Annotated in this window: 15 protein-coding genes; 7 read left to right on the top strand and 8 right to left on the bottom strand. The window is 71.7% G+C overall.

Annotated features, from left to right (window positions below; genetic code table 11):
- Positions 1-988, bottom strand: a 988-nt coding sequence (menC, locus tag QZ433_RS02925) for an o-succinylbenzoate synthase (protein ID WP_295779933.1), incomplete at its 3' end; no start/stop codon positions are given.
- Between the two features lie 347 nt (positions 989-1,335).
- Here menC and QZ433_RS02930 point away from each other — a divergent pair.
- From QZ433_RS02930 to QZ433_RS02940, 3 genes are all read left to right on the top strand, one after another.
- On the top strand, positions 1,336-2,151 hold the full coding sequence (locus QZ433_RS02930) for an SDR family oxidoreductase (RefSeq protein ID WP_295779934.1): 816 nt from the start codon (positions 1,336-1,338) through the stop codon (positions 2,149-2,151).
- 5 nt (positions 2,152-2,156) lie between these two features.
- The gene (locus QZ433_RS02935) at positions 2,157-2,351 is read left to right on the top strand and encodes a multidrug transporter (protein ID WP_295779935.1); all 195 of its coding nucleotides are present in this window, start codon (positions 2,157-2,159) and stop codon (positions 2,349-2,351) included.
- 246 nt (positions 2,352-2,597) lie between these two features.
- Positions 2,598-2,786 (top strand): DUF2795 domain-containing protein, encoded by a 189-nt coding sequence (locus QZ433_RS02940; protein WP_295779936.1) that lies wholly within the window; start codon positions 2,598-2,600, stop codon positions 2,784-2,786.
- Positions 2,787-2,799: 13 nt separating this feature from the next.
- Here QZ433_RS02940 and QZ433_RS02945 read toward each other — a convergent pair whose 3' ends face one another.
- Together QZ433_RS02945 and QZ433_RS02950 are read right to left on the bottom strand one after the other, a co-directional pair.
- Positions 2,800-3,486, bottom strand: coding sequence for a GNAT family N-acetyltransferase (locus tag QZ433_RS02945; RefSeq protein ID WP_295779937.1), 687 nt, complete (start codon positions 3,484-3,486; stop codon positions 2,800-2,802).
- A gap of 27 nt (positions 3,487-3,513) precedes the next feature.
- Complete coding sequence (locus tag QZ433_RS02950) at positions 3,514-4,836, bottom strand: MFS transporter (RefSeq protein WP_295779938.1); 1,323 nt, start codon at positions 4,834-4,836, stop codon at positions 3,514-3,516.
- 121 nt (positions 4,837-4,957) lie between these two features.
- On the opposite strand from QZ433_RS02950, the gene purU reads away from it, so the two are divergent.
- Complete coding sequence (purU, locus tag QZ433_RS02955; protein WP_295779939.1) at positions 4,958-5,839, top strand: formyltetrahydrofolate deformylase; 882 nt, start codon at positions 4,958-4,960, stop codon at positions 5,837-5,839.
- Positions 5,840-6,010: 171 nt separating this feature from the next.
- Here the strand turns inward: purU and QZ433_RS02960 are convergent, their stop codons facing one another.
- The 4 genes from QZ433_RS02960 to QZ433_RS02975 form a co-directional block, all read right to left on the bottom strand.
- On the bottom strand, positions 6,011-6,904 hold the full coding sequence (locus QZ433_RS02960; protein WP_295779940.1) for an FHA domain-containing protein: 894 nt from the start codon (positions 6,902-6,904) through the stop codon (positions 6,011-6,013).
- A 14-nt stretch (positions 6,905-6,918) separates the two neighbouring features.
- Entirely contained in the window at positions 6,919-7,194 is a 276-nt protein-coding gene (locus QZ433_RS02965; protein WP_295779941.1) for a hypothetical protein, read from the bottom strand.
- 118 nt (positions 7,195-7,312) lie between these two features.
- On the bottom strand, positions 7,313-8,275 hold the full coding sequence (locus QZ433_RS02970; RefSeq protein ID WP_295779942.1) for a serine hydrolase: 963 nt from the start codon (positions 8,273-8,275) through the stop codon (positions 7,313-7,315).
- 48 nt (positions 8,276-8,323) lie between these two features.
- Complete coding sequence (locus tag QZ433_RS02975) at positions 8,324-10,303, bottom strand: M13-type metalloendopeptidase (protein WP_295779943.1); 1,980 nt, start codon at positions 10,301-10,303, stop codon at positions 8,324-8,326.
- 87 nt (positions 10,304-10,390) lie between these two features.
- Here QZ433_RS02975 and QZ433_RS02980 point away from each other — a divergent pair, with 87 nt between their 5' ends.
- Positions 10,391-11,719, top strand: coding sequence for an MATE family efflux transporter (locus QZ433_RS02980; RefSeq protein WP_295779944.1), 1,329 nt, complete (start codon positions 10,391-10,393; stop codon positions 11,717-11,719).
- Positions 11,720-11,749: 30 nt separating this feature from the next.
- On the opposite strand, the gene QZ433_RS02985 is transcribed toward QZ433_RS02980, so the two are convergent.
- On the bottom strand, positions 11,750-12,340 hold the full coding sequence (locus tag QZ433_RS02985; protein ID WP_295779947.1) for a TrmH family RNA methyltransferase: 591 nt from the start codon (positions 12,338-12,340) through the stop codon (positions 11,750-11,752).
- Positions 12,341-12,508: 168 nt separating this feature from the next.
- On the opposite strand from QZ433_RS02985, the gene QZ433_RS02990 reads away from it, so the two are divergent.
- Positions 12,509-13,864 (top strand): Nramp family divalent metal transporter, encoded by a 1,356-nt coding sequence (locus tag QZ433_RS02990; protein WP_295779945.1) that lies wholly within the window; start codon positions 12,509-12,511, stop codon positions 13,862-13,864.
- Positions 13,865-13,873: 9 nt separating this feature from the next.
- A complete protein-coding gene (locus tag QZ433_RS02995) occupies positions 13,874-14,509 on the top strand; it encodes a metal-dependent transcriptional regulator (protein ID WP_295779946.1) in 636 nt (211 codons plus the stop codon).
- The last annotated feature ends 24 nt before the right edge of the window (positions 14,510-14,533 follow it).

Here is a 14,533-nt window from a genome sequence, read left to right on the forward strand (position 1 = left end):
GGGCGGATGCCGAGATGTCGCCCGGCAGCGTGAACCCCGGCAGGGCGGCGAGCGCGGCGTTGGCGGCGCGGCCGATCCCCGTCTCGAGCATGCCGCCGCACCACACCGGCACCCCCGCGGCGACGGCGCGGTCGTGGATCGCGATGGCCTCGAGGTAACCGCCGACCCGGCCGGCCTTGATGTTGATGATCGCCGCGGAACCGAGGGCGAGCGCGTCGGCGGCGGCCTTGTCGCTGACGATCGACTCGTCGAGGCACACCGGCGTCGACAGGCGCTTCGCGAGGGCGGCGTGATCGACCAGGTCGTCCTCTTGCAGGGGCTGCTCGATGAGCAGCAGGTCGAAGGCGTCGAGCTCGGCCAGCCGGTCGGCGTCGGCGAGGGTGTAGGCGGAGTTGGCATCCACCTGCAGAGGAATGCCGCCGAAGGCCGCGCGCACGGCCGCGGTGTCGTCGACGTCGCGGCCCGGCTTGATCTTGATCTTGATGCGCACGTAGCCCTCGTCGAGGTAGCCGCCGACGGCGTCGACGAGAGCCGCCGGCTCGCGCTGGATGCCGACCGAGACGCCCGAGGGCACGCGGGTCTTCTCGGCGCCGAGGTACTGCGCGAAGGTGCGGTTCTCGGCGCGGAGAGCGGCGTCGATCACGGCGAGCTCGAGACCGGCCTTGGCCATGCGGTGCCCGACGACGGGGCTCAGGATGCCGGCGACCTCCTCGGGCGCGAACGTCCGGCGCTCGAGCAGGGCGGGCACGAGGAAGCGCGACAGGACGTCCCACGCGCCCTCGGTGTACTCGCTGGAGTAGAACGGCTCGGCCGAGGTGACGACCTCTCCCCATCCGCGCCCGTCGGCTGTCTCGGCCGTCACGACGATGACCTCGCGGACGGTCTCGGTGCCGAACGACGTCGTGAAGGGGGACACGAGCGGCAGGTGCAGCACGCGCAGCTCCACGGCATCCAGGGTCACGGCAGAGGCGGGCGGCAAGAGAGGCATGGGGGGAGGGTACCGGGAGCGGCGGACACCACGCAGGAGTCGCCGACGTCGGGCCCCGGGAAACGGCCCGCAGCACGGGGAATCTCCTGCGTTGTGTCGCGGCGCCCCGGCACAACTCCGGCAAATCGGGCGCGGAGCTGGAGGACCCGCGCTCGACCACGGGGGATTGCGGGAGTTGTGCACGCCGCCGTACCCCGACCCGCCGAGCCGGAGTCGGTCGGCCGACGGTTTCGGCTTGCGGCGGCGGCTCCGGGCCACGGCCGCAAGCCGGCCCGCGACCGTAACGCCCGCGCCCGGCCGTGGCAAGGCCGCCGGGGCCGCCGCCCCGCGCGCGTAGCGTCGCCCGCATGAGCGACGACTTCACCCCCCGCCACGCGATCGTCACCGGCTCCGACTCGGGCATCGGGGCGGCGACCGCCCTCGCCCTCGCCGACGCCGGCATCGACGTCGCGATTACCTACCACTCCGACAAGGACGGCGCCGAAGAGACCGCCGCCGCGGCGCGCGAGCGCGGCGTCAACGCGATCGTCGCGCAGTTCGACGCGACGGACTTCGACGCGGTCCCGGATGCCGTCGACGCCATGGCCGACGAGCTCGGCGGCCTCGACGTCTTCGTGAACAACGCCGGCGGCGGCATCGGCGGCAGTTTCCTCGACCTCGACTTCGAGACGTGGCGCACCGATATCGCCCTCAACCTCGACGGCGCGTTCCTCGCCCTTCACACCGCCGCGCGCCGCATGGCGAAGGCCGGCCGCGGCGGCCGCCTGATCGTCGTGTCGAGCGTGCACGAGCACCAGCCGCGCGTCGGCTCGGCGCCCTACGTCGCCGCGAAGCACGGCGTCGGCGGTCTGATCAAGACGATGGCCCTCGAGCTCGGCCAGCACGGCATCACCGTGAACGCGGTCGCGCCCGGCGAGATCGCGACGCCCATCAACGACATGTCCGCCGAGGACGCCGATCGCATCCACCGTCCCGGCATCCCGCTCGGACGCCCGGGCAAGCCCGACGAGGTCGCCGACGTCATCCGCTTCCTCGCGTCGCCGTCGGGGTCGTACGTCACCGGCGCCAGCTGGGTCGTCGACGGCGGCATGCTGCACATGGGCCCGCAGGCCGGGTCGCACATGGAGTCGGACGCCTGGCGGTCCGCGGGCGAGGAGGAGTGACGACGATGAGCGACGACAAGAGCTTCGACGAGAACCGGCACGACCAGCTCACGACCGCCCCCGAGGCCACCGAGGCCGACGCGGCTCCCCGCATCGACGTGAGCGAGCACGACGGGGTCACCCGCATCGACATCCGCGACGACGCCGAGGTGCGCCCGGGTCCCGGGCAGGGGATGCCGGAGGCGGACTCCGGCGACTGACGAGGGATGGGGGATGCGTCGTCGGTGGACCTGATCAGGAACCGACCGGTTTGACCCCGCGGGGAGACGCAAGGAGCACCGGAGATATCTCTGCGTCAAAATCAGCGATTCTTTCGCTGGATGCCGCTCCCCGCGGCCCCTCCGTCGATGCCTACAGTCGCTCAAGGCTCTTCGCCCCTTCTCACCGACGCACCGCCGCCCACCGCCGCGCGGCGCCCGCGTCATGGCCCCCGACCGGAGCACGACATGGACGCATTCCTCCGCACGATGGAGTACCCCTGCACGAAGGACGACCTGCTGCGCGAAGCCGAGCGCGCGGGCCTCGGCGAGCGGACGGTGCAGCGGCTGGTCGCTCTCCAGGACCGCTACTTCCACGGTGCGCGCGACGTCATCATCGAGCGTCCGCGCCTCGTGATGGGCTCCGCCCCCGCGTGATCCGCGTCGGGGTTCACCCCGTGATCAGGTAACCGCGGCGGTCGAATCCGCCGATCCGGCGACCGGATGCCAGGTGCCCCCGCAGCGCATCGCGCACCCGCACGCGCCACGCGGCCGCGGCCGCCGGGTCGCTGCGACGCAGGGTCTCGACGTCGTCGGGCACCGCGACCACGGCCTTGATCTCGGCATCCTGGGGCTGCGGAGCCGCGGGCTCGGCGAGCGCCCACGACACCATCAGTCGATCGGACTCGTCGCCGCGGTTGACCTCGTCATCCATCTCGCCGTACTGGTTGACGAGGTACGCGGTGACACGCGCGCCCAGCACCGTCAGATTGAAGTGGGCGTTGCGCGGGATGAGCGGGTCGAACGTCCACGTGATGCGACCCACGCCGCGTTCGAGGGCCCAGTCGCGCTGGTGCAGCTTGAGCAGGCGGCCGAGGCCGCGGCCCTGGTACCCGTCGACGATGCCGGTGATGTGCGAATGCATCGACCGCGCGGCCGGGGGTCCGAAGAACGCCGCCGACGCGCCGATCATCTCGTCGCCGTCGTACAGTCCGACGACGTAGTTGCCGGCGTGCTCGAGCGCGCGCAGGATGTTCGCCGGCATGGTGCCGCGTTCGCCCCACACCCGGTCGAGCACGCGCGCGGCCTCGTGGATCGCGTCGACGGTGTCGAGGGTGCGGATGTCGATGGATGCCATGACTCCGAGTCTCGCAGGACGAGTCGATCAGCGCGGCAGCACGCCGCCCACGTGACGGATCGTGCGCCCGCGTTCGATGACGATCGCGATTCCGCCGATGAGCCACAGCGGCACCTGGGTGAGGAAAGCGAGCCGGAACGCGTCGAGCGAGTACGTCTCGGGGCTGCCCGCGCCCTGCACGTCCATCGCGATGCCGATGAACAGGATCGCCAGCAGCGCCGCGAGGAACCCGCCGCCGTTGACGATGCCCGTGGCGGTGCTGAGTCGGTGGCTGGGAGTGAAGGTGCGCGCGTGGTCGAAGGCGATCATCGACGCCGGTCCACCGGTGGCGAGGGCGAACATCAGCACGATCAGCAGCCACAGGGGCGCGGGCCCCGGCCACGCGACGACGACGATCCAGACGACCGCCTGGAACACCACGGTGGGCAGCACGAGCCAGCGCGAGCGCCGGCGCGGGTGCCGGCTGCTGAGGGCTCCGATCACCGGGCCGCTCAGGATGCCGAAGAACACGAACAGCGTCATGATCGCCGACGCCGTCGCGGGTTCCAGCCCCTCGCCCGCGGTGAGGAAGGGGAACCCCCACAGCAGCATGAACGCGGTGCCGGCGAAGGGCGTGGCGAAGTGCGACCAGAAGCCGAGTCGGGTGCCGGGGTGCGCCCACGACTCGCGGAACCCCTGGCGCAGGTCGGGCGCGGACCGCACCACCCGGATCGCGCCGGTCTGCGTGTTGACCGAGGTGTCGACCGGGTCGTCGCGCCGCTCGGGCGGACGGTTGCGGATGATCAGGAACGTCAGGATCGCGAAGAGCACGCCCAGCCCCGCGACGCTGCCGAAGGCGACGCTCCAGCTGGTGGCGTGCAGGAGGGCGGCGAGCGGGACGACCGCGACGATCTGGCCGAGCTGGCCGATGATGCCCGTCAACTGCACGAGCAGCGGCGCGCGCTGAGCCGGGAACCACGTCGCGATCACGCGCAGCACGCTCGGGAAGATGGCGGCGTCGCCGGCCCCGATCAGCACCCGGGCCAGGATGCCGATCCCCACGGCATCCGCGAAGGCCATCACCAGCTGCCCCACCGCCATCAGCACCATGCCGATCGCGATCATCGGCCGCGCCCCGAAGCGGTCGAGCAGCAGACCGACGGGGATCTGCATGGCGCCGTAGACGAAAAGCTGGATGACGGCGAACATCGACAGCGCCGAGGCGTCCGCCCCGAAGCGCACCGCGGCATCCACTCCCACCGCCGACAGCGACGTGCGGTTGACGATCGAGACGACGTAGGCGAGCACGCCGACGATCCACAGCGTCCAGGTGCGCCAGCCCGGCCGATCGAGGCGCAGGGTGCTGGTCACGTCTTCCAGGCTATCTCCGCCCGCCGACATCGGCCGCGGCGCCGACGCGCCCTCCACCGGACGCCCCGGTGGCACCGCGCCCCTGGTCTCCGACGTCATCCGCACACGGCAGAATGGTCCGATGGTCTCCGCGAGCCCCCACCTGCAGCCCGATCACGCCTGCCTCATCGTGCACGGCAGCGACACCCCCGGCATCATCGCCGCGGTCTCGGCGCTGATCGCCCGCCGGGGCGGCAACATCGTCGCCTTCGACCAGTACTCCGACGACCCGCGCGGAGGGGCGTACTTCCAGCGCGTGGTGTTCCACCGTCCCGACCTGTCGGCGGCGCTGCCCGAGATCCGGGCCGACATCGCCACCACCCTCGGCGAGGGGTTCGAGCTCGAATGGACGCTCACCGACCTCTCCACGCCCAAGCGCATGGCGATCCTGGCCTCGAAGCAGGACCACTGCCTACTCGATCTGCTGTGGCGGCACCGCCGCGGCGATCTGCCCGTCACCATCCCGATGGTCGTGTCGAACCACACGACCGCGGCCGACGACGTCCGTTCCTTCGGCGTGCCGTTCTTCCACGTGCCGTCGACCCCGGGGCCCGACAAGTCGGCGTCCGAGGCGCGGATCCTCGAGCTCCTGGTCGGCAACGTCGACTTCGTCGTCCTCGCGCGCTACATGCAGATCCTCTCGGCCGATTTCCTCGAGAAGATCGGCGTCCCGGTGATCAACATCCACCACTCGTTCCTGCCCGCCTTCATCGGCGCCGAGCCGTACAAGAAGGCCAAGCAGCGCGGCGTGAAGCTCATCGGGGCGACCTCGCACTACGTCACCAGCGACCTGGACGAGGGCCCCATCATCGAGCAGGACACCGTGCGCGTCACCCACGCCGACTCCTCGGCCGAGCTCGCGCGCCGCGGCGCCGACGTCGAGCGCCAGGTGCTCTCGCGCGCGGTGCTGTGGCACGCCGAAGATCGCGTGATCCGCCACGGCAACCACACGATCGTCTTCTGACACCGGGATGCCGCGACCCGGCGTCCGCAGTCGCCTCCGGCTCAGTCTCATCGGCGTCGAGGCCACCGAGCATCGCGAAACTGCAGCTGGCTGACAAGTCGGTTGCAGATTGCAACGGTTTCGTCAGCCAGCTGCAGTCTCGGCGCCAGAGGGGGTCACGGCGCGGGAGAGTCACTCCGGGTCGGACGCCCGACTCAGCGGCCCCGAACCACCGCGCGGCGGCTGCTTGCGCTGACGCGCGAACTCGCCGCCCTGCCGTCCGCCGTAGGGGCGGCCGTGGTCGGCGAACTCGGCGCGGAAGTACGCCAGCCGCCAGTCGCCCAGCTCGATGCGCGCGCCGGTGCGCAGGATGCGCCCCCCGCCGTCGCGCCCGGGGCCCTGATCGCGCGCCCCGCCGCCACCGACCTGATCGAAGCCGTACAGCACGTACTCGTCGTCGCCCTCGTGCCGGATCTCGGCATGCACCGGGGCGAGCCCCGGCAGCCGCAGGTCGGCCTCGTCGCCCGACCCGATGACCGTCTTGGTCGGCAGCAGGTCGAACTCGCGCGGACGCGATCCGTCCCACGAGGAGTCGCCCACCGCGAAGATCAGCCGCGGCCGGCCGGATCCGGGCGTGTAGTGCGTCGTCGTGACACGGCGGCGCACGGTGCGGTTGATCGTCGGCACGAGTGGCAACGGCGTCTCGGGCGGCACGGGGAACGTCAGCGTCCGGTCGCCGTTGCGCCGCACGAGCAGCGGGGCGACCGCCGACACCGAACCGAGCCGGATGTGCTTCGATCCGGTGATGACCCGCTGCAGCGCACCGCTCTTGACGTCTCCGAGCTGCAGGATCGGCCCGTCCGGCCCCTCGAGCGTGACGGAGATGCCCCGGGATGCCAGCGCGTCGGCGACCGTGGACATCTCGGCCAGCGTGCGACGGCCGTTGCCGGGCAGTCGCGAGGGGTCGCTCACGACGATGCGCACCTCGGTGCCCGCGGCCGTGATGGTCCCCTCGAACGGCGGGACGTCGGCATCCCGCCCCTCTTCGTGCTCGGAGAAGGCCAGGTCGATGTCGAGGCGCACCATGACGGCGCCTCCCCTCAGTTGCCGCGGTACGGGTCGGACCCGGCCGCGGTGTCGTCGCTGGTGGTGACGCGCAGGGTGCCGTTGAGCTTCCACGTCGCGCGCGGGGCATCGGGGCCGATGTCGCGCGGCACCTCGACCGTCATGTCGACGAACGAGTAGTTGACGGCGGCGCCGCGACCGGTGAGGTACGACCACATCTCGCGGCCGAGGTCGGTCCAGTCGGTGATCGAGTGGCCTTCGGGGCCGCTGCTGTTGGCGAACGGGTCGGTGGTGGCAGGAGAGTCGGACATGGCTTCGGTCCTTCCTTTCGTCTCGTGGCCACCAGCGTCCCAGTGCGCCGCGCCGCACACGAGGGATTGCGTTCCCGCTCGCGTTGGGGCACGATTCCGCAACCGGGCGCGACACCGCTCAGTACACGTACTCCATGAGCTCGACGCCGAGCACGCGGAAGGCGTCGTGCGCCCGCAGCCGATGCGCGATCGACAGGTCGTCGAAGTTGGCGATGAGCGCGTACGCCACTCCCGCGCGGGGTCCGCCGAGCACGCCCGCCTCGGCGCGGACGCCGGCGGCGCGACCGGTCTTGTTGACGAACAGCAGACCGTGCTGGTCGTTCTCGTGCGAGAACGGATCCAAGCCGGTGGCGGATGCCACGAGCGAGAGGTCGTGGTTCAAGCTCAGCCATTCGGCGACCTGGGCGCTGACGCCGGGCGAGACGACGCTCGAATTGACCAGGCCCGCGAACACCTGGGCCATCTCGCGCGCGGTCGACAGGGCGACGTGCGGGGCGTCGTCGGGACCGCGGTCGTCGCGGAAGCGGTCCAGCAGCGCCGTGCGCCGCAGCCCCAGCTGTTCGATCCGCGCGCGGACGGACTGCAGGCCGGCACGGTGCAGCAGGGCGTTGGCCGCCAGGGCGTCGCCCGTGGACGCGGCCAGCATCGCCAGGTCGATCAGCGGCAGGGCCGGAGCCTTGAGATGCTGCCAGGTGCCCCCGTGCGCGGCGCCCGGGACGACAGCGCGATCGACGATCTCGAGGGGGTCGAGCCGACCCGACTCGAACGCGGCCGCGACCTCGACCAGCAGCGGGACGACACCCAGTCCCGCCACGGGAAGCGTCAGGAAGTCGTCGCCCGCCAGCACCTCGGACCCGCCGTCGAGCTCGTCGATGCGCACCGCCACCTTGGCTCCCGAGGCGGCCAGCTCGTCGAGAGCCCGCAACGTCGCCGTGAAGGAGCGTCGACCCGCGGCGGCTCGACGGGGAAGCCGCTTCGGTCCCTTGCGCCCGGCCCCGCGCAGGGCCGGGGCGTCGCGGCGAAGCGACTCCACCGGCCCTCCGACGGGGTCGGACGGCGCGGGCTCGGGAACCGGGGACATGCCCACGAGCGTGGCTCCTTCGGTGTCAGCAGGACAACAAACGCGACCTCACCAGATGGTGACGCGCTGGTCGGCGTCGAGCCACAGCGCGTCGCCCTCGTTCACATCGAACGCCGCGTAGAACGCGTCGATGTTACGCACGATCTGGTTGCACCGGAACTCGTTCGGCGAGTGCGGGTCGATGGTCAAGAGGCGGATCGTCTCCGCGTCGCGGCCCTTCTGCTGCCAGATCTGGGCCCAGCTGAGCAGAAGACGCTGAATACCGGTGTACCCGTCGACGACAGGACCGTCACCCTCCGTTTCACCCTGCTCCGCCAGGTGCAGTCGGTACGCGGCGATCGCGATGCCCAGCCCGCCCAGGTCGCCGATGTTCTCGCCGATGGTGAGCTTGCCGTTGACGTGGTGCTCCTCGCTGAGGCCCCGCGGCACGAGGGCCTCGTACTGGGCGATCAGGGCGCTCGTGCGCTCCTCGAACGCCGCGCGGTCGGCATCCGTCCACCAGTCGCGCAGCGACCCGTCGGCGTCGAAGCGGCTGCCCTGGTCGTCGAAGCCGTGGCCGATCTCGTGTCCGATCACGGCGCCGATGCCGCCGTAGTTCGCCGCGGCGTCGCGCCCGGCGTCGAAGAAGGGGTACTGCAGGATCGCCGCGGGGAACACGATCTCGTTCATGAGCGGGTTGTAGTACGCGTTCACCGTCTGCGGGGTCATGTACCACTCGTCGCGGTCGATCGGCTGGCCGACCTTGGCGAGCTGGCGGTCGTGCTCCCACACGTGGGCGCGGCGGACGTTGCCGACCAGGTCGTCGGCCTGGACCTCGAGGTCGGAGTAGTCCTTCCACCGCACGGGGTAGCCGATCTTCGGCACGAAGGTGTCGAGCTTGGCCAGAGCGCGCTCGCGCGTCTCGTCGGTCATCCACGTCAACTCGCGGATCGACGCACGGTACGCCTCGATCAGGTGAGCGACCAGACCGTCCATGGCCTCCTTGGCGTCGGCGTTGAAGTGCCGCTCGACATAGACCTTTCCGATCGCCTCGCCCAGGGCGGCCTCGGCGAGGCTGACGCCGCGCTTCCAGCGCTCGCGGTTGACGGGGACGCCGGTGAGCTGGGTGCCGTAGAACGCGAAGTTCTCGGACACGAACGCCTCGGTCAAGAACGCCGCCGCCGCGTGCACGATCTTGAAGCGCAGCCACGCCTTCCAGTCGTCGAGGCGCTCCTCGACGAGCAGCGCGCCGAGGGACTCGATGAAGCTGGGCTGATAGACGACGACCTCGGCGAGCGCCTCTTCGTGGCCCGGGGCGACCGCCGCGCGCCAGGGCTCGAGGTCGACGCCGGCGAGGGCGACGGTGTCGTCCCAGCTCTTGAGGTTGTAGGTCTTGACCGAGTCGCGGCTGTCCTCGCGGCTCCAGTGGTGCGCGGCGAGGTCGGTCTCGAGGGCGAAGACACGATCGGCGGATGCCGCAGCCTCGGCGACCCCGGCCAGGTCGAGGATGCGCGCGATGTGGCCGCGATAGGCGGTGCGGGTCTCGTCGAAGTTGTCGAGGCGGTAGTAGCTCTCGTCCGGGAGCGAGATACCGCCCTGGTAGACGACGGGGACGTAGCGCGTCGGGTCGCCCGGGTCGGGCTCGACGAAGAGCGTCAGCAGGCCGCTGATGCCGTCGCGCTCCAGCTCGCCGATGAGCCGGAGGAGCGAGGGGATGTCGGAGACGCCGTCGACGCGCTCGAGCTGGGGGTCGATGGGCGCGTGGCCCTGGGCCTCGATGCGGTCGGTGTCCATGAAGCTCGCGAACAGGTCGCCGATCTTTCGGGCTTCACTGCCCGGTTCGGCGTCCTGCGACTCCTGGACGATGGTGCGCACGTCCGCCTCGGCCTGCTCGGCGATGAGGTGGAACGAGCCCCAGCGGGCCTTGTCGTCGGGGATCTCGGTGCGCTCCAGCCAGCGTCCGTTCACGTGGCGGAACAGGTCGTCCTGCGGGCGGATCTCGTCGCTGAGCTCGTCGAGCGCGAGACCGGAGCGGGGGGTGTCGGTCATGCACACAGGATAAGTGCCGCGTCTCGATGCGGGCTCGGAACGGCGCCGTTCCCGCCCGTGTCGGGGGTCCGCCCTAGGCTCTCAGACGTGACCACCAGCCCGCCCGAGACGCTGAACCGCTCGATCCTGCGGCTCGCCGTACCGGCGCTGGGCGCGCTCATCGCCGAGCCCCTTTTCTTGATCGTGGATGCCGCCATGGTCGGCCACCTGGGGGTGGCCCCGCTCGCGGGACTCGGCGTGGCCGGCGCCGTGCTGCAGACGATCGTCGGGCTCATGGTCTTCCTGGCGTACTCGACGACACCCGCGGTGGCGCGCCGGTACGGAGCCGGAGAGCCGGGACGGGCGGTGTCGGTCGGTATCGACGGCATGTGGCTGGCCCTGGCGCTGGGTGCGGTGCTCGCCGCCGCCGGATCGCTCGCGACGAGCGGCGTCGTCGACCTGTTCGGGGCCGCGCCCGACGTGGCCGAGAACGCCCGCACCTACCTCGCGATCTCGATGTGGGGCCTGCCGGCGATGCTCGTCGTGTTCGCCGCGACCGGCCTGCTGCGCGGCATGCAGGACACCGTCACGCCGCTGTGGATCGCCGGTCTCGGTTTCGGCGCGAACGCGCTACTGAACGCCGTGTTCATCTACGGCTTCGGCTGGGGTATCGCCGGTTCGGCGATCGGGACGGTCGCCGCGCAGTGGGGCATGGTGGGCGCGTACGTCCTGGTGGCCCGGCGCCTCGCGCGCCGGCACGCGGCGTCGCTGCGCCCGCAGCGCGAGGGCCTCAGCGGCACCGCCCGATCGGGCGGGTGGATGTTCCTGCGCACCGTGAGCCTGCGCGTCGCGCTGCTCGCGACGGTCGCGGTGGCGACGGGCCTCGGCTCGGCCGAACTGGCGGGGTGGCAGATCGCCTTCACCATCTTCTCGACGGCGGCCTTCGCGCTCGACGCGCTCGCGATCGCCGCGCAGGCCCTGGTCGGCCGGGCGCTCGGAGCGGCGGACGACGACACGGTCGGTCGGGTCCTTCGGCGCACGAGCGCGTGGGGCGTCTGGTTCGGCGTCATCGTGGGCGCGGTCATCGCGGCCGCCTCCGGCGTGATCGGGCTCCTCTTCACGGGCGATCCCGCCATCGCCGCGCTCATTCAACCGGCGCTGCTGGTGCTCGCCCTCGCGCAGCCGCTCGCGGGCTTCGTCTTCGTCCTCGACGGGGTGCTGATCGGGGCGGGGGACGCGCGTTACCTCGCCCTGGCGGGGGTGCTCAACCTCGTGCCGTACGTGCCCGCGCTGGTGCTCGTCGCGCTCTTCGCCGGGGGCGGAGCCGGCGGGCTCGCGTGGCTGGCGGCCGCGTTCTTCGGCGTCTACATGCTCGCCCGGGCCCTCACGCTCGGCCTGCGGGTGCGCGGGGCGGCGTGGATGACGGCCGGGGCCTGAAAACGCGATCGTGACGGATCACGACGGCGATCAGGCCCAGCGGCGACACCACTCGTACATGATCACCGCGGCCGCCGATGCGGCATTGATCGACCGCGTCGAGCCGTACTGCGTGATCTCGACCACCCCGGTGGCCGCGGCGATCGCCTCGGCCGACAGCCCCGGCCCCTCCTGCCCGAACAGCAGCACGCACTCCCGGGGCAGGGCGGCGCGGTCGACCGCGACGGAACCCTCGACGTTGTCCACCGCGATGACGGGCAGACCCGCCTCGCGAGCCCACGCCGCGAAGGCGGCGACGTCTTCGTGGTGGCGCACGTGCTGGTAGCGGTCGGTCACCATGGCGCCGCGTCGGTTCCAGCGCTTCTTGCCGATGATGTGCACCTCGGCGGCGAGGAACGCGTTGGCGCTGCGCACGATCGAGCCGATGTTGAGGTCGTGCTGCCAGTTCTCGATGGCCACGTGGAACGGATGCCGCTTCGCGTCGAGGTCGGCGACGATGGCATCCATCGTCCAGTAGCGGTACGCGTCGACGACGTTGCGGCGATCGCCCTCGGCGAGGAGTTCGCGGTCGTACCGGGGATCGTCCGGCCAGGCCTCGGGCCCTCCCGGCCAGGGACCCACCCCGTGCGTGGCGACGTCGGGGCCGGGCGCCGGGGCCTCGAATGCCGGGGCGGCGCCGGTCTGCGGCTGGGGGTCGTGGGCATCCGTCACCGGTCCAGGCTAATCGCGGCGCACCCGCGCCCTCGTCGTAGCTTTTCGGGCACCCGAAAGATGACTACAGTTTTCGGCATGCCGAAAACAGCGGATGCCGCGACCCGCCGCCCCGCTCCCGGTCGCGCGTTGTGGCTGCTGGGGCCGGCGCTGGTCGCGGGCGTGGCCTACCTCGACCCCGGCAATGTCGCGAGCAACATGACGGCGGGGGCGACGTTCGGCTACCTGCTGGTGTGGGTGGTGGTGCTGGGGAACGTCATGGCGTGGCTCATCCAGTACCTCTCCGCGAAACTCGGCATCGTCACCGGCGAGAGCCTGCCCCAGGTGCTCGGCCGCCGCATCCGCCGGCCCTGGGCCCGGCGCGCGTACTGGCTGCAGGCCGAGTTGGTCGCAATGGCCACCGATGTCGCCGAGGTGATCGGCGGAGCCGTCGCCCTGCACCTGCTGTTCGGCATCCCCCTCGTCTGGGGAGGAGCGCTCACGGGGCTGGTGTCGATGGGGCTGCTGCTCGTGCAGACGCACCGCGGCGCGCGGGCCTTCGAGACCGTGCTGATCGGCCTGCTCGTGATCATCGCCGTCGGGTTCTCGGCGGGACTGCTGTTCGCCCCGCCCGATGCCGCCGGGGTCGCGGGAGGACTGCTCCCCCGCTTCGAGGGCACCACCTCGGTGCTGCTGGCGGCCTCGATCCTGGGGGCGACGATCATGCCCCACGCGATCTACGCGCACTCGGCGCTCGCGCGCGATCGGTTCGCTCCGGCGGCGGGGGACGTGGGCGTCGCGGTACGTGCGGGCGTCGCGGGTGCGGGCGTCGCGGCGCGCGCGGGCGTCGTCGAGGACCCCGACGCGGCGCACCGCGCCCTGGAGAGCGCGCGGGGGATCTCGACCCCGCGCCTGCTGCGCGCCACCCGCTGGGATGTCACGATCGCCCTCGCCGTGGCCGGTACCGTCAACCTCGCGATCCTGCTGCTGGCGGCGGCGAACCTCGCCGGAGTCGAGGGCACCGACAGTCTCGAGGGAGCGTACGCGGCGCTTCGCGACGGACTCGGCGCAGTCGTGGCGACGCTGTTCGCGGTGGGCCTGCTCGCGAGCGGACTCGCCTCGACCTCGGTCGGCGCCTACGCCGGCGCCGAGATCATGAACGGACTGCTGCGCGCCCGGATCCCCCTCGTCGTGCGCCGCCTGGTCACGCTCGTGCCGGCGCTGCTCATCCTGGCCGCGGGCGTCGACCCCACCCTCGCGCTGGTGCTCAGTCAGGTGGTGCTGTCGTTCGGCATCCCGTTCGCGCTGGTGCCGCTGGTCGCGCTGACCGCTCGCGCCGAGGTGCTCGGCATCCATCGCAATCGCCGGATCACCACGATCGCGGGGATGCTGGCATCCGTGTTCCTCATCGCCCTCAACATCACGCTCCTGTGGCTGGTGTTCAGCGGCGGATAGGCTGACGGCGTGGAATCGCCCGTGGCCGACGACTATCTCAAGGCCATCTACCACCACACCGAGTGGCAGGACTCGCCGATCACCCCGTCGCAGCTCGCCTCGGGGCTGGGGCTCGCGCCCTCGAGCGTGACCGAGATGGTCAAGAAGCTCGCCGCGCAGGGTCTGGTGACGCACCGCCCGTACGGTCCCGTGTCGCTCACCCCCGCGGGACAGCGGCGGGCGGCCGGGGTCATCCGTCGCCACCGACTCATCGAGACGTGGCTGGTCCGCGAATTCGGCTACGCGTGGGACGAGGTGCACGACGAGGCCGAGGTGCTCGAGCACGCCCTGAGCGACCGCCTTCTCGAGGGCATCGACGACCGTCTCGGCCGGCCCCGCTTCGACCCGCACGGTGACGCGATCCCGGATGCCGAAGGCTCGGTGCACCGCGAGCCGTTCGTCCTGCTGTCCGAGGCGGAGCCGGGGCACGCGGGGCGCGTGCTGCGGGTGAGCGACCGCGACCCGGAATTGCTGCGGGCGCTGGTCGAGCGACGAATCGACGTCGGCCACGAGCTCGAGGTCGTCTCGGACGAGGTGGTGCGCGCGGACGGCGTCGAGGTCGCCCTGCCCGCGGGTGCGGGCGGCTCGGTGTGGCTGACGCGCTGAGCGTCTAGGCGGCCGGCGGGACCG

The organism is uncultured Microbacterium sp. (assembly GCF_913776565.1).
Classification (GTDB): Bacteria; Actinomycetota; Actinomycetes; order Actinomycetales; family Microbacteriaceae; genus Microbacterium.

Coding starts and splice junctions, on each gene's coding strand:
- QZ433_RS02935 (WP_295779935.1), top strand. CDS start 2,157: ATGAGCGACGACAAGAGCTTCGACGAGAACCGGCACGACCAGCTCACG.
- QZ433_RS02940 (WP_295779936.1), top strand. CDS start 2,598: ATGGACGCATTCCTCCGCACGATGGAGTACCCCTGCACGAAGGACGAC.
- QZ433_RS02960 (WP_295779940.1), bottom strand. CDS start 6,904: ATGGTGCGCCTCGACATCGACCTGGCCTTCTCCGAGCACGAAGAGGGG.
- QZ433_RS02990 (WP_295779945.1), top strand. CDS start 12,509: ATGCCGAAAACAGCGGATGCCGCGACCCGCCGCCCCGCTCCCGGTCGC.
- QZ433_RS02930 (WP_295779934.1), top strand. CDS start 1,336: ATGAGCGACGACTTCACCCCCCGCCACGCGATCGTCACCGGCTCCGAC.
- purU (WP_295779939.1), top strand. CDS start 4,958: ATGGTCTCCGCGAGCCCCCACCTGCAGCCCGATCACGCCTGCCTCATC.
- QZ433_RS02975 (WP_295779943.1), bottom strand. CDS start 10,303: ATGACCGACACCCCCCGCTCCGGTCTCGCGCTCGACGAGCTCAGCGAC.
- QZ433_RS02945 (WP_295779937.1), bottom strand. CDS start 3,486: ATGGCATCCATCGACATCCGCACCCTCGACACCGTCGACGCGATCCAC.
- QZ433_RS02970 (WP_295779942.1), bottom strand. CDS start 8,275: ATGTCCCCGGTTCCCGAGCCCGCGCCGTCCGACCCCGTCGGAGGGCCG.
- QZ433_RS02965 (WP_295779941.1), bottom strand. CDS start 7,194: ATGTCCGACTCTCCTGCCACCACCGACCCGTTCGCCAACAGCAGCGGC.